General features: G+C 26.8%; 20 protein-coding genes. 13 read left to right on the top strand and 7 right to left on the bottom strand.

Annotation, left to right across the window (positions count from 1 at the left end; genetic code table 11):
- Positions 1 to 3: 3 nt before the first annotated feature.
- Positions 4 to 1,275: a DUF2851 family protein gene (locus tag MPF13_RS03890; protein ID WP_249981022.1), complete on the bottom strand. Its 1,272-nt coding sequence runs from the start codon at positions 1,273 to 1,275 to the stop codon at positions 4 to 6.
- Between the two features lie 113 nt (positions 1,276 to 1,388).
- Between MPF13_RS03890 and MPF13_RS03885 the strand changes: the two genes are divergently transcribed.
- The 10 genes from MPF13_RS03885 (at position 1,389) to MPF13_RS03840 (ending at position 10,139) form a co-directional block, all read left to right on the top strand.
- Complete coding sequence (locus MPF13_RS03885; protein ID WP_249981021.1) at positions 1,389 to 2,021, top strand: NAD(P)H-dependent oxidoreductase; 633 nt, start codon at positions 1,389 to 1,391, stop codon at positions 2,019 to 2,021.
- A gap of 27 nt (positions 2,022 to 2,048) precedes the next feature.
- Complete coding sequence (locus MPF13_RS03880) at positions 2,049 to 3,509, top strand: aminoacyl-histidine dipeptidase (RefSeq protein WP_249981020.1); 1,461 nt, start codon at positions 2,049 to 2,051, stop codon at positions 3,507 to 3,509.
- A gap of 194 nt (positions 3,510 to 3,703) precedes the next feature.
- Positions 3,704 to 4,468 carry a ParA family protein gene (locus tag MPF13_RS03875; RefSeq protein ID WP_249981019.1) on the top strand — a complete coding sequence of 255 codons (765 nt, stop codon included), beginning with the start codon at positions 3,704 to 3,706 and terminating at the stop codon, positions 4,466 to 4,468.
- A 1-nt stretch (position 4,469) separates the two neighbouring features.
- The gene (locus tag MPF13_RS03870) at positions 4,470 to 5,354 is read left to right on the top strand and encodes a ParB/RepB/Spo0J family partition protein (RefSeq protein WP_249981018.1); all 885 of its coding nucleotides are present in this window, start codon (positions 4,470 to 4,472) and stop codon (positions 5,352 to 5,354) included.
- 54 nt (positions 5,355 to 5,408) lie between these two features.
- Positions 5,409 to 5,948, top strand: coding sequence for a DUF5683 domain-containing protein (locus MPF13_RS03865; protein WP_249981017.1), 540 nt, complete (start codon positions 5,409 to 5,411; stop codon positions 5,946 to 5,948).
- Position 5,949: 1 nt separating this feature from the next.
- Positions 5,950 to 6,651: a 4-hydroxy-tetrahydrodipicolinate reductase gene (gene dapB, locus MPF13_RS03860; RefSeq protein ID WP_249981016.1), complete on the top strand. Its 702-nt coding sequence runs from the start codon at positions 5,950 to 5,952 to the stop codon at positions 6,649 to 6,651.
- Between the two features lie 78 nt (positions 6,652 to 6,729).
- Positions 6,730 to 8,430, top strand: a complete 1,701-nt coding sequence (gene lepB, locus MPF13_RS03855) for a signal peptidase I (RefSeq protein WP_249981015.1) — start codon at positions 6,730 to 6,732, stop codon at positions 8,428 to 8,430.
- A gap of 8 nt (positions 8,431 to 8,438) precedes the next feature.
- Complete coding sequence (locus tag MPF13_RS03850; RefSeq protein WP_249981014.1) at positions 8,439 to 9,044, top strand: WbqC family protein; 606 nt, start codon at positions 8,439 to 8,441, stop codon at positions 9,042 to 9,044.
- Between the two features lie 78 nt (positions 9,045 to 9,122).
- The gene (locus MPF13_RS03845; protein WP_249981013.1) at positions 9,123 to 9,698 is read left to right on the top strand and encodes a Crp/Fnr family transcriptional regulator; all 576 of its coding nucleotides are present in this window, start codon (positions 9,123 to 9,125) and stop codon (positions 9,696 to 9,698) included.
- Positions 9,699 to 9,830: 132 nt separating this feature from the next.
- Complete coding sequence (locus MPF13_RS03840) at positions 9,831 to 10,139, top strand: DUF6122 family protein (protein WP_249981012.1); 309 nt, start codon at positions 9,831 to 9,833, stop codon at positions 10,137 to 10,139.
- On the opposite strand, the gene MPF13_RS03835 is transcribed toward MPF13_RS03840, so the two are convergent.
- The 4 genes from MPF13_RS03835 to MPF13_RS03820 are packed head-to-tail and all read right to left on the bottom strand — an operon-like array spanning position 10,130 to position 14,589.
- A complete protein-coding gene (locus MPF13_RS03835) occupies positions 10,130 to 11,617 on the bottom strand; it encodes a lipopolysaccharide biosynthesis protein (RefSeq protein WP_249981011.1) in 1,488 nt (495 codons plus the stop codon). The two genes, MPF13_RS03840 and MPF13_RS03835, sit on opposite strands and share 10 nt — an antisense overlap.
- A gap of 1 nt (position 11,618) precedes the next feature.
- Positions 11,619 to 12,884: a glycosyltransferase family 4 protein gene (locus MPF13_RS03830; RefSeq protein WP_249981010.1), complete on the bottom strand. Its 1,266-nt coding sequence runs from the start codon at positions 12,882 to 12,884 to the stop codon at positions 11,619 to 11,621.
- The gene (locus MPF13_RS03825; RefSeq protein WP_249981009.1) at positions 12,881 to 14,068 is read right to left on the bottom strand and encodes a glycosyltransferase family 4 protein; all 1,188 of its coding nucleotides are present in this window, start codon (positions 14,066 to 14,068) and stop codon (positions 12,881 to 12,883) included. The genes MPF13_RS03830 and MPF13_RS03825 overlap by 4 nt, the downstream gene beginning before the upstream one ends.
- The gene (locus MPF13_RS03820) at positions 14,065 to 14,589 is read right to left on the bottom strand and encodes a class I SAM-dependent methyltransferase (protein ID WP_249981008.1); all 525 of its coding nucleotides are present in this window, start codon (positions 14,587 to 14,589) and stop codon (positions 14,065 to 14,067) included. The genes MPF13_RS03825 and MPF13_RS03820 overlap by 4 nt, the downstream gene beginning before the upstream one ends.
- Positions 14,590 to 14,885: 296 nt before the next feature.
- Between MPF13_RS03820 and MPF13_RS03815 the strand changes: the two genes are divergently transcribed.
- Entirely contained in the window at positions 14,886 to 16,589 is a 1,704-nt protein-coding gene (locus MPF13_RS03815; protein WP_249981007.1) for a helix-turn-helix domain-containing protein, read from the top strand.
- A 1-nt stretch (position 16,590) separates the two neighbouring features.
- Here the strand turns inward: MPF13_RS03815 and MPF13_RS03810 are convergent, their stop codons facing one another.
- Together MPF13_RS03810 and MPF13_RS03805 are read right to left on the bottom strand one after the other, a co-directional pair.
- Positions 16,591 to 19,014 (bottom strand): YfhO family protein, encoded by a 2,424-nt coding sequence (locus MPF13_RS03810; protein ID WP_249981006.1) that lies wholly within the window; start codon positions 19,012 to 19,014, stop codon positions 16,591 to 16,593.
- Positions 19,015 to 19,045: 31 nt separating this feature from the next.
- Positions 19,046 to 19,306, bottom strand: a complete 261-nt coding sequence (locus tag MPF13_RS03805) for a DUF4834 family protein (protein WP_249981005.1) — start codon at positions 19,304 to 19,306, stop codon at positions 19,046 to 19,048.
- A 178-nt stretch (positions 19,307 to 19,484) separates the two neighbouring features.
- Between MPF13_RS03805 and MPF13_RS03800 the strand changes: the two genes are divergently transcribed.
- Complete coding sequence (locus tag MPF13_RS03800) at positions 19,485 to 20,639, top strand: transporter (protein WP_249981004.1); 1,155 nt, start codon at positions 19,485 to 19,487, stop codon at positions 20,637 to 20,639.
- Between the two features lie 18 nt (positions 20,640 to 20,657).
- Entirely contained in the window at positions 20,658 to 21,779 is a 1,122-nt protein-coding gene (locus tag MPF13_RS03795) for a GTP cyclohydrolase (protein WP_249981003.1), read from the top strand.
- Positions 21,780 to 21,877 lie beyond the last annotated feature (98 nt).

The following is a 21,877-nucleotide window of genomic DNA, read 5'->3' as shown; positions in this document are numbered from 1 at the left end:
TTATTACCTACTTAATATACTCTTACCTATTGCGCATTGTAAACACAGTTTCTTTGCGCAATAATTATTTTTAAGCTCTAATAATGATTGGGTTTCATAAGCATTATTAGAATCTATTTTTAATTCTTTAAATTTAGATATTATACTATTTTTTTCAGGTTTAATTTTTTGCAGTAATTCTAAAAACTCACTTTCATTAACAGTTCCACTACGTTTTTGATATAAAAATTTTAATGGAATTATGGTATTTATCAACAACAAATCAATAAATGGTTTGGTTATTTTTTTTGGTGAAGATTTAGATTCTTTTTCAAAAGTGTAATGCGTTTTCCAAAATAGATTTACAGTAACATCAAATAATTTATAAAACTCATTCAATTTTTTACTTTCTAACATTTTTGAAAATAAATTTTGATGTATATGATATAATGAAGCCAATTGTGCAATTCTAATTGTTGGAAAATTAGAAGGTCTCATCCTAAAAAAAGAAAACATATTTTTAGTTTTTGATTCTAGCTGAAACTTATGTTGAAGGTATTTATAGTCCTTTTTTAATTGCTGATAATATACATTTTCAACTTCTTCTTCTAAAAAACCTCCTTGACCAAATAATAAAGCCGTTATTACACTTTCATTAAAACGTACTTTTCTTAAAACAGAGAAATCAAATGATGTTGCCAATCTAAAAAAAGCGTCTCCATTAACTTTTAATCCAAAATTTTTAGCAAGTAATTGAAACAAAGTAGCTTCAAAATCATTTTTATTTATTTCTAAAACAGCATTCATTTCAGTAGATTTTCTTTCTAATCTTTCAAAAAACAAACGTTCTTTCCAGTTATTTAAAGTAAAACTATCTATTGTTGCAATTTCATTTTCACAAGGAATCCAACTTTGTTTTACAGCAAATAAATTTCTATAATTTTGCAATGCCGTTTTTAAAACAAAATCTTTTAAAACCAATACAGGTAAAGGTTTGTTGTTTTTCATATAAACTTCTGCATCATCTTCCCAAACAACATGTAAAATAACAGCATCATAATTTTTATCTATTTCATGATGATGCATGTACCAATCTGAAGATTTTAAGTGAATTTCTACATTTCCAACCCAAAGTTGATGATTTATTTTAATTTGAGCATTTAAAAAGTCGGGACCAGAATTAAAATTATGCATACCCGTTTTAACAACCAGTAAATCATCATTCTGTGTAGTTTTTAAATCTTGAAAAGAAAATAACTGGTATTGCCACACATAATGAAGAAAATCCTCATTCATAGTTTTTTGTTTTCAAGATACAAAAATTCATTTATAACGATATCAATTTTTATAATCATGTTAACAGAAAACCTCTATCATAAAAAGTTATTTTTGCATTATAATTTAGAAAAATGAATATTATAGAAAGTCTTAAATGGCGATATGCTGTTAAAAAATTCGATTCAAACAAAACGCTTTCTGAGTCGCAAATAAACACTTTAAAAGAAGCTTTTAATTTAACTGCAACTTGTTATGGTTTACAACCTTTAAAACTTGTAGTTATAAACAATAAAGAAATTCAAAAAGAATTGGTAGAGCACTCCATGAACCAAACTCAAATAGAACAAGCTTCTCATGTTTTGGTTATATGTATTCCTAATAATTACACTTCTAAAGAAGTAAAAACATATTTCGATTTAATTCAAAAAATTAGAAATACACCAGATGAAATCATCAACCCATTTAAAGGATTTTTAACTTCTGAAATAGAAAAAAAGACTCAAGAAGAATTACATATCTGGAACAAAAACCAAGCGTATATAGCATTAGGAAACCTAATGACAGTTTGTGCTGTAGAAAAAATAGACGCTTGTCCAATGGAAGGTTTTAATCCTGAAAAATATGATGAACATTTGAACTTAAAAACTCAAAACTTAAAGTCAGTTTTAGTATTACCTGTTGGTTACAGAGCAGAAGATTGTTACATGAAAGATTTAGCAAAAGTTAGAAAAGAAACACAAGATATTGTGATAGAAATAAACTAAATTTATACCATAAAATTTTTTAATAAAATGAGTGAAGTTGTAAGAAATTTAGAACCAAAAATTGTTTGGAATCATTTTGCAGATTTAAATGCAGTTCCTCGTCCTTCAAAAAAAGAAGAACGTGTTATACAATTTATGGTAGATTTTGGTAAAAGTTTAAACTTAGAAACTTTAGTAGATAAAGTTGGTAATGTAATCATTTCTAAACCTGCCACTAAAGGATTAGAAGACAGAAAAACTGTTGTTCTTCAGAGTCATTTAGATATGGTTCATCAAAAAAATAATGACACAATTTTTGATTTTGATTCCGAAGGTATTAAAATGATTATTGATGGTGATTGGGTTACTGCAGATGGTACAACTTTAGGAGCAGACAATGGTCTTGGTGTTGCTGCAATTATGGCTATTTTATCTTCAAAAGATATTCAACACCCAAACATTGAAGCACTTTTTACTATTGATGAAGAAACTGGTATGACTGGGGCAATGGGTTTAGAAGGTGGTATTTTAAAAGGTGACATCCTTTTAAACTTAGATACTGAAGAAGATGATGAAATTGGAATGGGGTGTGCAGGAGGAATAGATATTACTGCTACAAGATCTTATACAGAAGAAGAAACTCCAGAAAAATCTACTGCTTTTTCTATTACTGTAAAAGGTTTAAATGGAGGACATTCTGGAATGGATATTATAAAAGGATTGGGTAATGCAAATAAAATTATGAATCGTTTATTGTTTGACGGTTTCACAAATTTTGGTTTACGTATTTCTGAAATAAATGGAGGTAGTTTACGAAATGCTATTCCTCGTGAAAGTTTTGCAACTGTAACAGTAGATACTATTTCTAAAGAAGCTTTTTTATTAGAAACCAACCTACTTATTAACAATATAAAACAAGAGTTTTTAACATTAGAACCTAATTTAACAATAGAAATTGAAGCAATTAATTCTGTTAACAAAGTAATAGATTTAGGCGTACAAGAAGGTTTGCTAAAATCTATATACGCTGCTCATAATGGAGTGTATAGAATGAGTCCAGATATTACTGATTTAGTAGAAACTTCTAACAATATTGCAAGAGTTATTGTAAAAGAAGGTAAAATTAAAATTGGTTGTTTAACACGTTCTTCTTCAGAAAGCAACAAATTAGATTTAGCAAATTCTTTAAAATCTGCATTCGAATTATCTGGTTTTGAAGTAGAATTATCAGGAGAATATCCTGGTTGGCAACCTAATGTAAATTCAGAAATTTTAGAAACTGTAGCAAACCTTTATGAAAAACTTCATGGTGAAAAAGCACATGTTGCTGCTTGTCATGCAGGTTTAGAATGTGGTATTTTAGGTCAGAATTACCCAAAAATGGATATGGTTTCTTTTGGTCCAACTATTAAAGGAGCTCACTCTCCAGATGAAAGAGCAAGCATCTCTTCTACTCAAAAATTTTGGAAATTTTTGATAGAAATTTTAGAGAATATTCCAAAGAAATAAAATATAAAAAGATGTTTAAAACCGAAGTTTATACTTCGGTTTTTTTACACTTAACTTTGTTTAAAAAAACAGAATAACAAAACACAAAACACTAAAAATCAATAATTTAAAAAATTACCTTTTTGTTAACATCTTTAACTTTATAAAAACAGAAAAAAACGTAATTTTACTTTTTAGAAAGATAACTAGTTATAATGGGAAAAATCATAGCAATTGCAAATCAAAAAGGTGGTGTTGGTAAAACAACAACTAGTGTTAATTTAGCAGCTTCTCTTGGTGTTTTAGAAAAAAAAGTTCTGTTAATTGATGCAGACCCACAAGCAAATGCTTCATCTGGTTTAGGTATAGATGTAGAAAGTGTAGATTATGGAACTTATCAAGTTTTAGAACATACTATTTCTACTAAAGAAGCTATAGTAACAACAGAATCTCCTAATGTAGATATTATACCTGCACATATTGATTTAGTTGCAATTGAAATTGAATTAGTAGATAAGCAAGAGAGAGAATACATGCTAAAAAAATCTTTAGCAGATGTAAAAAACGATTATGATTATATTTTAATAGACTGTGCTCCTTCTTTGGGTTTAATTACTTTAAACTCTTTAGTTGCTGCAGATTCTGTTATTATACCAATTCAATGTGAATATTTTGCTCTTGAAGGATTAGGAAAATTATTAAACACAATTAAAAGTGTTCAAAATATTCATAATTCAGAATTAGATATTGAAGGTTTATTATTAACTATGTTCGATTCTAGGTTAAGACTTTCTAATCAAGTAGTTGATGAAGTAAGAAAACACTTTTCTACAATGGTTTTTGATACTATTATAAGAAGAAATACACGTTTAGGTGAAGCACCAAGTTATGGTGAAAGCATTATTGCTTACGATGCAACAAGTAAAGGTGCTATAAATTACTTAAATTTGGCCCAAGAATTATTAAAAAAGAATTCGTAAAATGGCAAAAGCAACCAAGAAACAAGCTTTAGGAAGAGGATTATCTGCTTTATTACAAGAATCTTCTAACGTAATTTCTGCATCTGATAAAAATGCAGATAAAGTTGTTGGTAGTATTATAGAAATTAATTTAGATTTAATTGATGTAAACCCTTATCAACCAAGAACTTATTTTGATGAAGAAGCTTTAAGAGAATTAGCTAGCTCCATTAAAGAACTAGGTGTAATTCAACCAATTACAGTAAGAAAACTAGAAGAAAATAAATTTCAATTAGTATCTGGTGAACGTCGTTTTAGAGCATCAAAATTAATTGGAAATAAAACAGTACCAGCATATATAAGAATTGCTAATGATCAAGAAATGCTAGAAATGGCATTGGTTGAAAACATTCAACGTAAAAACCTTGATCCAATTGAAGTTGCACTTTCTTACCAACGTTTAATTGACGAAATTCAGCTTACACAAGAAGAATTAAGTACTAGAGTTGGTAAAAAAAGATCTACTGTAACAAACTACTTACGTTTATTAAAATTAGACCCAATATTACAAACAGGTATGAGAGATGGTTTTATTTCTATGGGACATGGTAGAGCCATGATTAATGTAGAAAACACAGAAGACCAACTTGCTATTTATGAGAAAATTTTAAGAGAAAAATTATCTGTTAGACAAACTGAAGATTTAGTAAAAAGTCTAAAAACAGGAACTGTAGCAAAACCAAAGAAAAAACCAATTCCTGGATACATAAAAACAAGTATTAAAGACATTAGCGAATACTTTGGTCATAAAATAGACGTTACTGTAAGTACTAATGGTAAAGGAAAAATTTCTATTCCTTTTCATTCTGAAGAAGATTTTAATAGAATAAAAAACTTATTAAAATAAGTGTTTTTAAAAAATATCATACTCGTTTTTTGCATTGCATTTTTTTCTGCTACAATGTTTGGTCAGAAAGATTCTTTAAATGTAGAAGACATTAAAATAAAAGGAAAGATTAAAGTAGAAAAAGGTGGTGTATATGATGCATTAGCACCTTCTAGAGCTGCTTTTTATTCTGCAATATTTCCTGGAATGGGACAAGTTTATAATAAAAAATATTGGAAAGCTCCAATTGTTTGGGGAGCTATGGGTACAAGTATTTACTATTATTTACACAATAATAAAGAATATAAAAGGTATAGAACAGCCTATAAATTAAGAAAAATTGGACTTCAAGATGAGTTTACTTTAGATGATGGAACACAAGTTATATCATTACAAACTTTAGAAACTGCACAAGATCAATTAAAAGAAAACAGAGACATGTCACTTTTAACAACAGTAATTCTTTATGTATTGCAAATTGTTGAAGCTAGTGTAAATGCTCATTTACTACAATTTAACACAGATGATAATTTATCATTTAAACCTACTTTTGTAAATGACCCACTATATGTAGATGCTCCTAAAGTAGGATTAACAATTAAATATAATTTTTAGAATGAAGATAGCACTTTTAGGTTATGGAAGAATGGGAAAAGAAATTGAAAAAATTGCTTTATCTCGAGGACATGAAATTGTAATAAGAAAAGATGTAGATGATGTAATTGACATTAGTTTAGCAGATGTTGCTATAGATTTTAGTGTACCATCTTCTGCATTTAACAATATTACTAATTGTATAAACAACAACGTTCCTGTAATATCAGGTACTACTGGTTGGTTAGATAAATACGAAGATGCAGTAGCATTATGTAAAGAAAAAAATAGCGCTTTTATTTATGCTTCAAACTTTAGTTTAGGCGTAAATATTTTCTTTGAACTTAACAAACAATTAGCTAAAATGATGAGTACTTTAGAAGATTATAAAATATCATCTGAAGAAATTCATCACACAAAAAAATTAGACGCACCTAGTGGAACTGCAATTACTTTGGCTGAGGGAATTATAGAACATACTTCTAAAAAAGATTGGGTTTTAGGTGATGATGCTACAGAAGAAAGTATTCCAATTGTAGCTAAAAGAATTCCTGATGTACCTGGAACACATACAATTTGGTATGATTCTGACGTAGATTCTATAGAAATTAAACATACAGCACATAATAGAAAAGGCTTTGCTCTTGGAGCAGTTGTTGCTGCTGAATGGATTATTGGAAAAACAGGCGTTTTTTCTATGAAAGACGTGTTAAACATTAGTTAAAGACTATAACTTTTTGGCTTTTATACGCCTTATAAAAAAATAAAATTATTCTCTTTAGAGAAAATAAAGCATACAATTATGACATTTACACAATGGTTTATATTTTTCATAGCAGTACAAGTAATTCACTTCTTAGGTACTTGGAAACTTTATGTAAAAGCAGGTAGAAAAGCTTGGGAAGCTGCAGTACCAATTTATAACGGTATTGTTTTAATGAAAATGATTAATCGCCCAAAATGGTGGATTATTTTATTATTTATACCAGTTGTAAACCTTTTAATGTTTCCAGTAATTTGGATAGAAACTATTAGAACTTATGGCTTTTATAAAAAATTAGATTCGTTTTTAGTAATTGTAACTTTAGGTTTGTATATTTTTTACATTAACTACGCTACTGATGCTAAATATAATGCAGATAGAAGTTTAAAACCTCGTTCTGAATTAGGAGAATGGGTTAGTTCTATTGCTTTTGCAATTATAGCTGCAACCTTAGTGCATACGTATTTTATGCAACCTTTTACAATACCAACTTCATCTTTAGAAAAATCATTATTAGTAGGTGATTATTTATTTGTAAGCAAATTTCATTATGGAGCTAGAGTGCCATCAACAGTAGTTGCTGCACCAATGGTTCATGATTCTTTACCTTTTACAGGTACTGCTTCATACCTAAAAAAGCCACAATTACCTTATACACGTTTACCAGGTTTGCAAAAAATTAAAAATAACGACATCGTTTGTTTTAATTGGCCTGCAGATACTCTTGCTACAATGTGGGGAGATAATTCAGGGAAATTTACATACAAACCTGTAGACAAGAAAACCAACTATGTAAAAAGATGTGTGGGTATTGCTGGTGATTCTTTAGAAATGAAAAATGGATACTTTTATATAAATGGAGTTAAAAATAACTTACCAGAAAGAGGTAAATTACAATTCTATTATACATATGAATCTAAGAAACCAATAAACCAAAGTACGTACCCTAAGTTTTTAATAAAAAAAGAAAGAACAAACGTATATAAAATTCTTAGTGAATATTGGAACAATCCAAAAGTACAAGATGCTATTAAAGAGAATGGATTTTTATCTAAAATTGGGGCTGACTCTTTATATACTGAGGTAGCAGGTGGTATAAACCCAGATTTTGCTAGAAGATTAAAAATGGTTTCTGTTGATAATAAAATAAATATCAACTTAACAGAAGATGAAGTAACTCGTTTAGAAAAATACCCATTAACTGTTTCCATAAAGAAAGTAAACCATGGTGCAGATAAAGACATTTTTCCTCATGTAGAAAGTTTAGGTTGGAGTCAAGATAATTTTGGTCCTATTTATATTCCAGAAGCTGGAGCAACTGTTAAAATAGATACAGAATCTCTACCTTTTTATGAGCAAATTATTAAAAACTATGAAAATAATGATTTACAAGTTGTAGGAGATAACATTTATATAAATGGAGAAAAAGCAGATTCTTATACTTTTAAACAAGATTATTTTTACTTAGTTGGAGATAACAGACACAACTCATTAGACGCACGTTATTGGGGTTATGTTCCTTTTGATCATGTTTTAGGAAAACCAGTTATGGTATGGTTTAGTTGGGATGCAAATGCAGGTTCTTTTGGAGAAAAAATAAAATCTATAAGATGGGATAGAATGTTTACAACTGTACATGGAGATGGTAAACCTGTTTCTTATAGATATTTAGTATTTGCTTTAATTGCAATATATATTGGCTACAGTTTTTTCAAAAACAAAAGAAAATCTGCTAAATAACAAATAAGATGTCTTCATTGTTTATACCATCTTATTTTGGTTCTATTTATGAGTATTCAGAAATATTAAAATCTGAAGCTGTAGTTTTTGAAATGGAAGATAATTTTCAAAAACAAAGCTATAGAAATAGATGTTACATCTTTAATTCTAATGGAAAACAATTACTAAATATTCCTGTAAAAGATAAACACAAAGGAAATTCTCAAAGAAAAAAAACAAAAGATTTATTAGTAGATAATGATTCTAACTGGCAAGACAATCATTTAAAATCACTACAAACTGCCTATAGAACTTCACCTTTTTATGAGTTTTATGAAGATGATTTACTTAAAATTTTCAATAAAAAATACTCTTATTTACAAGATGTAAATATTGATACTTATTTATTTATTACAGACGCTTTACAGATTTCTCAACAATATTCTAAAACAGAAGAGTATATTGTTAACACTTCTAATAAAGATTTTAGAGAGTTTTCTAATATTAAAAAACAACCTACAAAAACCGTAAATCGTTACATACAAATGTTTGATGAAAAGCATGGTTTTATTGCGAATTTATCAATTTTAGACTTACTTTTTATGGAAGGTCCTAACACAATTAGCTATTTATAACTAAAAATTCATTAACTTTAATGCAAATTATATTTTCTTATTAAGTTTTCTCTAGTAAGATAAATTATAAAGTATTAAATGAATTTTTTATTCGATTTTATAAATACTCTTGTAGATTTACCTAAAACTTCTGCAGAAAAATTAATGCCTTTAATTCGATTAAAAGAATTAAAGAAAGGGCATAATATTGCTGTTTTTGGTGAAATACCAAAAGATTTTTTTGTCATAAAAAAAGGCCTTATTAGGTCTTATTATACAGATGAAAAAGGAAGAGAATATATTAGACATTTTTTTACACCTCCAAGAACAACTGGTGCATTAGGTTCTTTAGTATTAAATAAACCATCTAGATTATCTTATGATTGTTTATCTGATTGTGAAGTTTATGCAATTAATTTTAAAGATTTTAAAAAATTAATAAGTACAGATAAAGCTTTAAGTAATATGTATTCTACTATTTTAGAGTTAATATTTCTTACATTAGAGTCTAGAATTTATGATTTATCTGTCTTAAATGCAACAGAACGATATTTAAAACTTAAAAAACAAATACCCGAAATAGAAAACCTAGTACCACAATATCACATTGCTTCATATTTAAATATTACACCAGTACAATTAAGCAGAATTAGAAAAGAGTTGTATTCAAAATAAATAATTCAATTAACATATGTTAATCTATAATTGGTCTTAATAAACTAAATTTGCACTATATTATTTCCCCCAATATATTGTTGCAATAGCAATTTATACAAAGGCTTATTTTTAATAAGCCTTTTTTTATTTATGAAATTAAATTTTATCATTCATTATGGGCTGCATTTTGTGGCTCCTTTATTTATCTCTTACTTTTTCTTTAAAAGTAATTGGAAAAAAGTTTACCTAATTTTTATTTGTTCTATGCTGGTAGATTTAGATCACTTATTAGCAACTCCGATATTTGATAAAAATAGGTGTAGTATTAATTTTCACCCTTTACACTCATATATTGCAATAGGTTTTTATTGTTTAGGGCTATTTTTTAAGAAAACAAGAATCATATGTATTGCTCTACTTTTTCATATGATTACAGATTACATAGACTGCTATTTGTAAAACTTTTTTAATAAATTATCTAGTTCTGGAGAGATGTTTAATTTAAATATTAAAAAGAGATAAATTACTGAAATTACTATACTTTTCAGAGCAATATTAAATATTGGATGAATTGGAAAATTCCAAATATAAATATCATCAATAGGAAAGTCCCAAAAATTGAAAGCTAAATACAAACCTGCTATTATTAATAGCATTCTAAATGTTTTGTTTGTAAAAGGTGTCATAGAAAACTTACTTTTCACAAAAAAAAGTTTAAAAGAATTAGCCGAAAAAATTACAATTAATGTAGCTAAAGCTAATCCATCTGTACCCATATCTAACGTATAATAAAAAAGTTTATTTAAGAAATAAACAGATAATGCCATAGAAACACTAATAGGTAATGTTATTCTGTAAAATTTAGAATTATTAATTATAGCGCCATTATTTCCTAAAAAACCATTGTATAATTTTAAAGAAGATATCATTAATACCACTAATGTTCCACCAGCATATTCTTGAGGCAATAATTTAAATAATTGTCCAACATTAGCATTAATTAAAACAAAGAAAAAACCACTAATCAATAATAAATTAATAGAACTTTTTTTATACAAAGACGCTACTTCTTTATGGTTGTCTTCATTTAACGTTTTTGATGTTAAAGGCTGTAAAATATTTAACATTGCTCTACTTGGAGCTTCAATAAAAGAACCAATGAAAACTGCAACAGAATAATAAGCTGCTTTAACTAAAGATTCCTTTCCAGGAATCATAAATTTATCAATATCTAAAATAATTGCACCAGCACTACCTGCTAAAATAATATAACCAGAAAAACGCAATACTTCTTTAAAGTTATCTGGTCTTACAAAAGTAAATTTTGGAATATATAATTTAAATGCATACAACATCATTACAAGCATTCTTAAAAAGTAAGCGCCTGTTAAATAATAAATAAACTCTTCTTTAGTTAAGAACTCAAAATAAACTGCAAATAGTAGTATCATAACCACAACTCTATTCCATAGTTCTTTTAAAATATTACCAATTACTGATTGAAACTGAACCTTAGCCCAAGCATAAAAAATTTCGAAATAAGCACAAGCAACTGCTATTAAAAAAATTACAAACGTATAATCTTTTATAATTGGGTTTTCTACAGATAAATAATTTCCTATTTCTTGATAAAAATGATTTCCTATAAATGCTATAGGAATTGCAATTAAAAAGGGTAAAAACAATACTGAAGATAAAAAACGATCTTGTTCTAATTTTGTAAAATAACTAGAGAAATACTTTACAATTGTATGGTGTATTCCTAATGCTATTAAGGGCATTAATAAATTTGAAGTAGATAATAAAAAAGTTACTAATCCATAATATTCGTCTTCTAAAAAACGAGTATATAAAAACAAGGTATTTATTCCTCCAAAGGCAAAACCTAAGTAGATAAAAAACGTATTTTTTAAAGATTGTTTAAATACAATTCCCATTTTACGAATGTAAACTTTTAATTATAGATGCTAACTTTTTAGTTAATTCTTTTCTATGATATTTTTTGATGTTTGTAGATTTTACATACAAATTACCTTCTTTGTATTTATTGTACAAAGTAAGTATTTCTGATGTTAATTTTTCTTTATTATCAAAACCACAAACAACACCAGCATTTGTTTCTTTTAAAACAGTTGATAAATCTCCATTTTCTGGTCCAATAGCTAAAATTGGTCTTTTTGCTGTTAGATATTCAAAAAGTTTTCCAGTTAAAATTCCTTCAGATTTTTTAACATTAGGTATTAACAATAATAAAACTTGTGCTTTTTTTTGGTATTCAATTGCTTCTCTATGAGAAACATACCCAATAAAACTAACATTATTTTGCAAATTATTCCCTTTAATTTCTGCTTTTACTTCGTCAGAAATATCTCCAACAAGGTTTATGTGCAAATCATTTTTAAAGTCTTCATTATGGCTACTTAATTCTTCTAAAACTTTAAAAAACAACTTTGGATTACTTTGTTTAGGTAATAAACCAATATAAGAAATTGTAAATTTTTTATCTGGTCTTACAATATTTTTCGTTATTACTTCATCATCAAAACCATTGGTAATTACTTCTACTCTACTAGCTATTTTAGAGAATCCTTCTTTAAGAGAATTACTAACTGTTAAAACACAATCTGCTTCTTTTAAAACTGATTCCTCTAATTTTCTATTTCTTCTTATTACTGTAGATAATTGCTTAAATTCTTTGTTATAATATAAATCTGTCCAAGGATCTCTAAAATCTGCAATCCATTTTATATTATTTTTTTTATGCAATTTTTTAGCTATTAAATGCATACTATGAGGAGGACCAGTAGAAATTATTACGTCAATTTTATTACTTTTTAAATACTTATGTAAAAATCTATAAGAAGGCTTTACCCAAAATATTTTAGGGTCTGGAACAAAAAAATTACCTCTAATAAATGATAAAATTCCATTTTTGGTACTGTTAGAAACACCTTTATTTTGAGAACCTTTTTTATTTTTAGACACCAAACTTGTTGGGTCCCAAATAGGTTGTTTTAATATTTTAATATTATTGGGAATTTCTTTTATTAAACTAGCATCTTCTTTAGGATAATTAACATTATCTACAGTATAAACAATTGGTTCTATACCAAATTCTTGTAAATATTTTACAAACTTTAACCAACGTTGAACCCCAGAACCTCCTGCAGGAGGCCAATAATATGTAATTATTAAAACTTTCAATCTAAAATGTTTTCATATAACTTTATTAGTGAAGTTGAAGTAGTTTCCCAATTAAATTTATCTTTCACAAAACCTTCTCCATTTTCTGCTAATTTAATTCTTAAACTTTCGTTTTTATATAAGATTAAGGCTTTTTTTGCAAAATCTTCTACATTTTTTGCTTGATGTACTAAACCAGATTCAACTCGTTCAACTATTTCTTTTTGGGCTGTTGCATCACTAACTAATAAAGGTTTTCTAAGACTCATATACTGAAATATTTTATTAGCATAAGTAGTATCATGATGTAAGTTTCTATGCAATGGAGATATACAAACATCACTACTATTAATTAATGATTTAAAATATTTTTGGTCTTGCCATCCTAAAAAATCTACAAATTTTTCAATATTTAATTTTTGAGTTAATTCTTTTAGCACAAAATCTGTAGTATTTTTTCCTACAATAACTAACTTAATATTTGGTATTTTATTTTTTAAAATAGCAATAGCTTTTATTGCTGTTTCTAAACCTCTTCTTAAGCCTGTATCACCAATATAAAGTAAAGTAAAATGATTAGAATACTTATTTTTAAACTCTAATTTAATAGAATTTTCATAAAAACTTTTTCTTACAGTATTGGGTAAAACTATTACCTTATCATCATTAATTGGTAGCCTATTTAATATCTCTTTTTTAGCTAAAGCAGTTACAACAACTATTTTAGTTGCTTTTAAAATAAACTGTTCTTCCTTCTTTTTCCAAGTATTAGGTGATATCAAAAAGTTACCAGGAAATTTAGACAGGTGTGGATAATACTTCATTATATCTGGTCTATTTTCATGCAAATCAAGAATTATTGGTAACTCTATTTTTTTATTTGCTTTAAAAACTGCAGCTGCTATTCTTATATCATGCGTATGAATTACGTCAATTTTATTTTTTACAATAAAATCTTTTATTTTAATAGACATTAAAATCTTATAAAAAGGAAATGTATAAGCTAATGCAGAAAGTTTGTATTCTATTTTATTAGATAAATACCTTTTAACATTAATTCCATTGATAACTTCAGAAGCATTTTTAGAATCGTATTGTAAACAAAACAGAAAAACTTCATGACCAGATTTAATTAATGAAACTGCTTCATTCTCAACCCTTGGATCAGGAGGAAACACTTCATCTAATATCATTCCTATTCTCATGAATGTGTTTTTTCGGCATAAACTGCATAATATCTAGGTGTAAACTTTCTTAGAATTGGTCTAAATCCTATTTTATTTATTGGACTTGTCCATTTCTTTGTTTTTTTAATATTCCAACCAGATTTTTCTAACAACCAATTATACTGCCAATCTTCAAATTCATGATAATGTCTATCCCACATATCTGTTTTACTTCTATATGCAGAAGCAAACCATAGTTTTAAAGGTATTGTAGTTATTATTTTTGTAGATTCTATTTCTCTTAAAACATTAAAAGGAGCTATTAAATGTTCAAATATTTCAAAAGCAGTAACAGCATCTACTTTATGTTTTTTTACAATTTCGGGTAACAGATCTAAATCTTCTCCATTTGTATTAATTACTGTATACCCATTTTCTTCCATAATTTCAGAAAACGGATTTCTAACTCCCAAATCTAAAATAACTGCTGGACTAGGTAACACTTCTCGAAGAAATTCTAAGGTATGTTGGTATCTTCTTTGAGGTAATTTTTTATACATATAGATTATAATTAAAAAGTAAAATTACTAAAAATAAATTTTAAATTTTAATTGTAAAATCTCAAAATAGTGCAAAAAAAAAGAAGAGGATTTTTAACTCCACTTCTTTTTGTCTTTCTCATAACAATGCATCTAAAATGCACAACAAATATAATTTTAATTCTACCTTTAAACTAATTAAGTATTTCGCTTTTTATAAAAAGCACAGGCATTTAATTGCTAAAAATGTAGTATATTAACTGATTATAATTAAGTATACTTGTAAACCCTAAAAGATTTATAATAAAACATCTACATTGAAAAGATTATTATTTTTTGTTTTAATTTTATTAAATATTCAGTTTTTGAGTGCTCAAAAGACTGATAATGATGAAATATATTTACAAAAACTATATAAATATACTAACTCTAATAACGATAGTATTTTTTATTATTCTAACAAACTCAAAAAATCAGAAAATGAATGTAATAGATATAGAGCATTAAATTTTGAAGCTAAAGCTTTGTATCAAACAGATAAATGTGTTGAATCTGAAGAAAAGTGTTTAACAATTTTAAAGGAATTAAATAACACAGATGTTAAATGTTTAAAATTAAATAAATTAACAGCCTTAAACAGATTGTTTTGGATATATAAAAACAAAACAGACTATAATAAAGCTTTTGAAATAGCTATTAGAAGAAAAAAACTTACAGAAACTTTAGGTAAAAAGAATGCAATTTACAATGCAAGCATACTTGGAGATTATAATAATATTGCGATCATTAAAGATTGTATGGGTTTTTATACTGAATCTAGAAAAATTTTAAAAGAATCTTACGCTAAATTACCTGAAATTTATTTTAATTTAAGTAAAACAGATTATTACAAAAACCCTAACCAAAGTGAATATTTTTTAAAATTAAATCAATCTTCAACTCTTAATTTAATTGCAGAATCTTATTTAAATTCTAGCGCAGATTATACAAGTAAAGATTTAGATTCTGCCAGTATATACTTTAAAAAAGCATATAATGTTGCAAAAACATTTAATCCGCCTCACAAAAACTCTGAAACCCTTTATCAAATTAGAGAGGTAGAAGTTTTAATTGCAAAGAAGAAATTTAAAAATGCTTTAGAATTAATTCAAAAATTTAATTCAAATTCTAAAGAATTTAAAACAGAGCAAAATATCAACTCTTTAAAAGCAATTTGTTTTTACAATTTAAACAACACAGATTCTACATTAATCTACGGAAAAAAATATTTATTATGTTACAATGAAAACCCTAAATCTAAAAAAAGGTTGCATGTTATTTATGATATTTTAGCAAATCAATATTATAAAAATAATCAAAAAGATAGTGCTTATAAATATTCTGAATTAACAATTAAAGAGTTAAATTTTATTACTGACAATAAAAATGCTACAAACAAATTGCATTATTTATATGATTTTAATAATACCAAAGAATTAAATGAAACCATTAAAAACACTAACAAAAAAAATAAATACACTTTTATATTTTATTCATTTGTTCTTTTAATAATAGCAATAATTATCATTTACTATTTCTACAAAAAAAATAGAAAAACAAAAATTGAACTTGCCAAAATAAATATTGAAGTAAAGGATAAACCAATTACCCCCAAAAAAGAATATAATATTAATGAAGAGTTAGAAGAAACAGTTTTAAACGGACTAATTGATTTAGAGAACTCTAAAGATTTTTTAAAGCCAACTTTTAATATAAATGTGTTAACCAAAAAACTAAATACAAACACAACTTATTTGTCTTACATTATTAATAAAACTAAGAATAAGACTTTTAAAAACTACATAACCGAATTAAGAATAGAGTATCTTATAAAATTACTTGCAGAAAATAAAGATTATAGAAAATACACTATAAAGTATCTTGCAGAAGAAATTGGTTATACAAATGCCTCAGCATTTACAAGAGCATTTAAAAAATACAAAGGAGTTACACCTTCAGAATTTATTAAGACTCTAAAATAGATTATAGTTCATTTCTTTTTTTCTTATCGTAAAAAAACCATCCAAGAGAAATTAAAATTAATAGAGCATATGAAGAAAGCGAAATAAACTTTCCTTGCTGAATTACCTTAGGTTCAAACTTAAATTCTATTTCATGATTTCCTGCAGGAATAACCATTCCTCGTAAAACATAATTAACTCTATAATGTGGAGTCAATTTTCCATCAACATAAGCATTCCAACCATCTTTATAATAGATTTCAGAAAACACTGCAAATTGTTTTTTTGTAGTTTTAGATTGATAAACTAATGATGTTAGATTGTTATTTACTAGTTTAATTACAGCTGTAGAATCTTTTTCTGTAGGAAATAAACTTTGTTTTTGTTTTAAAAATTCTTTTTGATAAACTGCCTCTTTCTTGGTATTTAAAGAGTCTAAAGCTTGCATTTCTTCATTCGCAGAATTCACAACTTTTACATTTTCTACAAACCAAGCATTACCATTTGCATCTGGATTTAATTGTGCTTGTTTTTCTCCTTTATCATTACCAATAATAAAATATTTAGTATTCAACATGTTTAAAACTTGCATGTTGTTTTTTGCAATTTGAAAATCAAATAACTCTTGATAACGTCCTAATTTTGCAGCATGATAACCACCTATAGAATTATGAAAATAAGATGTACTTCCATCATTTATAGGGTTTACAGTAAAGTTACCAACTCTAAAATGTGTTTTGTCTTGTAAAATTATTTTATCTGCTTTTGATGCTGTAAATGGTTTATCTATTTTTCTAGACGATTTAAAATCGTCTTCATTTACATATTTTTTATTTACAGAAATTAAATCAAACAACACAAAAACTGTTAATGCAATTATTGTAATATTTTGCTTTAGTTTGTCTTTTAATAACATATATAAAACTCCTGCAGACAATAACATTAATACAATAGAACGTAAAGAATCTACTAATAACATTGATTTTCTATCAGCAATAATTGCATCTGTTAACCCTGGTAATTGACTGTATTGAGCATCTCTTATTCCTTCAAAAGTTGCATAACCATGAGCTAATAAAAATCCAACTACAATTAAACCTCCAAAAACATACACTGCTTTCTTTAAAGCTTCTTGTTTTTCTTTAGATGAAATAGATGAAGAAAAGAACTCTTTTAAAGCCAAAACACCTAAAATTGGCACACATAATTCTGCAATTACTTGTATAGAAGAAACAGCTCTAAACTTATTATATAAAGGAAAATAGTCTATAAAAAAGTTAGTAAGCACTTCAAAATTTCTTCCCCAACTCATTAAAACAGAAAAAACTGTAGCAGCTACTAACCATTGTTTTAATCTACCTTTTACTAAGAAAATTCCTAAGAAAAATAGAAAGAAAATTACGGCTCCAATATACGCTGGTGCTTCTATTATGGCTTGGTCTCCCCAATAAGTTAAAACTTGACTAGCGTAATCTTTTGCAACCTTTTTACCAGCAGCAGCTTCTATTGTTTTATAAAAATTAGAATCTTCTCCTAATTTTTCTATAGTTCCCCCACCCATAAATCGTGGAATAAACAAATTAAAAGTTTCTAACTTTGCGTAACTATATTCTGTAATATATGCTTTATCTAAACCTTTAGTAGCTTCTTTTTTACTACCATCTACGTTTATGGTTAATTCAGATTTTCCTCTTGTACTTTTATCTGCATATTCTTTCATAGCCATTAAACGAGAAGAATTAGCACCAATACCTAACACAACTGCAGCAAGAATTACTATACTTTGTTTTATAAATACTGTAGTTTGTTTTTCTTTAATTGCATTTATAAATTCTACAATTCCTAAAATCAATAAACAAAAACCTAAATAATAAGTCATTTGTGGATGATTTGTATAAATTTCTAGAGCCATTGCAACTCCAGTTACAAGAAAACCAAGTATATATCTTTTCTGGAAAACCCATAAAATTCCTGCTACAACCAAAGGCATATATGCAATTGCATGAGCTTTTGCATTATGTCCTGCTCCAAAAATAATAATTAAATAGGTAGAAAAACCAAAGGCGAGAGATCCTAAAATTGCCAATCTCCAATCAACTTTTAAGGCCAACATTAATACAAAAAAACTAAGAAAGTAAAGAAAAGTATAATCTGCAGGTCTTGGTAAAAAACGTAAAGATCTATCTAACAATCTTACAAAATCATTAGGATAATATGCACTTACTTGATAAGCAGGCATACCACTAAATGAAGAAGCTGTCCAATAAGGTTCTGCATTTTTTTCTGTTCTAAAGTCATTAATATCTTTAACCATCCCTCTAAATTGAGTGATATCTGATTGATGTAACTTTTGTCCTTTTAAAACCGGATGAAAATATATAATTGAAGCCAATGCAAAAACCGCAATTGCTATTATATAAGGAATAACTTTATTAGAAATTTTCAAGTGAATACTTTTTAGTTAATAAAATACAAGGTTAATCAACTTCTTCAAAATCAACATACTCACCTACAGTATCTTTACTTTGTTGTTGTTTTCTTGGTTGCTTATCTATTACTGTTTCTCCTTCTTGAACAGTATTACTTTGTTGCTGTTGTTGTCCTCTAAATTGTTGTTCTGCTTTTTTCTGCATAGTTTCTGCAGCCTTTTTCATTAAAAAAGGTGCAAATAATCTTGCTAAAAATTTAAAAGCATAGTAAAAAAGAAGTATAAAAAATATAGTTTTTAGTAAACCCATTTAAATTAATATTTATAAAAAAATCAATCAAAAATAACAATTTGAACACAATTGAAGCGTTAACAATCTATAAAACTTTCACAAAGTCAAAAAAGTATACTTTGCTTTTTTAAAATAGCATTTTTAACTTATGTTTGTGTTAATTGATTACTACAGCTTATAAACTTGTATTTTTTTTATGAAAAAACTTTTTATCAAAATATTTTTCACGTTTTTCTTACTCGTAACAAACTCTATACAAGCACAATATACAGATGTAATTAATTCTAACAAACCAGGTTTTTCTGAAAGTCCTTATAGTGTTGGTACAGGAGTTTATCAGTTTGAGAGTAACTTTTTTTTTAGAAATACAAGTATAGACCCTACATTTTCTAAACCTCAAGCTTTTGGAGTAGATTTACTTTTTAGAACAAGTTTTTTTTTAGAGAAATTAGAATTAAATGCCCAATTAGCTTACCAAAAAGACAAAGTTGCTTTTAAAAATATTTTTACGTCTCATTACTTTTCTACAGGGTTAAGCAAATTTACAATTGGTGCAAAGTATTTATTGTTTCAACCAGAATATACAGACAAATCTAAAGAAGTTAGAAGTTGGAAAAAAAGACATGCTTTTGATAAGAAACGTTTAATACCATCTGTTGCCCTGTATTTAGGAATGAACACAGATTTAGTAAATGAAATTCATAAAACGCAAAGTATAACACCTAAAGTTGGTGTGCTTTTACAACATAATTTAACCAATGAGTTTAATGTTATTTCTAATGTTTTTTATGATAAAATAGGAACCGATTTTTCTGAAATATCATATATAATTACAGCTACACAAAATTTTGGATCTAGATGGTCTGGTTTTGTAGAGCACCAAGGAATTTTTCAGAAACACCAAAACAATGTAAATTTTGGTACTGGTTTAGCTTACTTATTTAACAAAGATTTTCAAATAAATGCTTCTGCAAGATATCTTTTAGAAGGAAAAACAAATGGTTTTTACAGTGGCTTAGGAATTTCTTATAGAATTGATAATCATGAAGATTCTTATATAGATTTAGATGAAACTCCAATTTCATTAAAAAAAGACACACCAATTACTAGGTACAACAAACGTCAAAATAACTTTTTTAATAGAATACTTAGTATTTTTAAAAGAAATGAAAGTAAAAAATCTACAAGAAAAAGACCAAGTAGAAGCAGAAAAAGAACAACTGCAAAAAAGAAAAAAAATGGCTTTTTAGGGTTATTTAAGAAGAAAAAGAAAAAAGAAGAAACAGAGATTGAAAAATTAGAAAGAGAAATTAAAGAGCTAGAAAAAGAAATGAAGAAAAATAACAAATAGAAATACTATTTTTGTAATATGATTACAATCAAAAAAATGACTACCAAAAAGGAAATGAAACAATTTGTAACATTTCCTTTTTCGTTATATAAAAATAATAAATACTGGGTTCCTCCTATTATTAAAGACGAAATTGACAATTTTGACCCTACAAAAAATCCTGTTTTTGAAAATGCTGATGCTCAGTTTTTTGTAGCTTTAAAAAACAATAAAATTGTTGGTAGAGTTATTGCAATTATAAATTGGTTTGAAGTTGATAAACAACAAATTAAAAAAATGCGTTTTGGTTGGTTTGATGTTATAGATGATATTGAAGTTTCTAAAGCACTTTTAAACAAAGTAAAAGAAATTGGACTTGAAAATAATTTAGAATATTTAGAAGGACCTGTTGGTTTTAACAATTTAGATAAAACTGGTGTTTTAATTGATGGTTTTGATCATATTGGAACCATGATTACTTGGTACAATCACCCTTATTACAAAGATCATTTAGAGCAATTAGGTTTTGTAAAAGAGAAAGAATATTTAGAAAACAAGTTTAAATTTAACAATGTAGATGGTGTTTATTTTGATAGAATAAGTAATATCTTAAAAAGACGATTTAAGCTAAAAGCATTAGATTTTACAAAGACAAAAGACATTATGCCTTATGTCGATGAAATGTTTGAAGTATTTGATGCTTCTTACTCTAAACTATCTACTTTTGTTCCTATTTCTGATGCACAAATTGCCTTTTTTAAGAAAAAATACATTTCATTTATAAACCCAGAATATATAAAATTTGTGGTTGATGAAAATAACAAATTAGTTGCTTTTGCAATTGTAATGCCTTCTTTTTCTGAAGCTTTACAAAAAGCTAAGGGTAAATTATTTCCTTTTGGTTTGTTTCATTTATTAAAAGCTAGAAAACATGCAAAAGACGTTACTTTCTATTTAATTGGTGTGCATCCAGATTATCAAAATAAAGGTGTACATGCAATTATTTTTGACCAATACACCAAAACTTTTGCGCCTTTAGGTATAGATAACTGTATTAGAACTCCTGAGTTAGAAGATAACCAAGCTATTAATAAATTATGGAAAGATTTTAAGCCAGTTACTCACAAAAGGAGAAGAACTTATAAAAAGAGTATTCAGTAATTCAGTTGGAAGTTGGAAGTTGGAAGTTGGAAGTTGGAAGTTGGAAGTTGGAAGTTGGAAGTTGGAAGTTGGAAGTTGGAAGTTGGAAGTTGGAAGTT

The sequence above is a fragment of the Polaribacter sp. Z022 genome (assembly GCF_023555495.1).
Taxonomy (GTDB): domain Bacteria; phylum Bacteroidota; class Bacteroidia; order Flavobacteriales; family Flavobacteriaceae; genus Polaribacter.
This window is presented reverse-complemented; position numbering and strand designations above follow the sequence as displayed.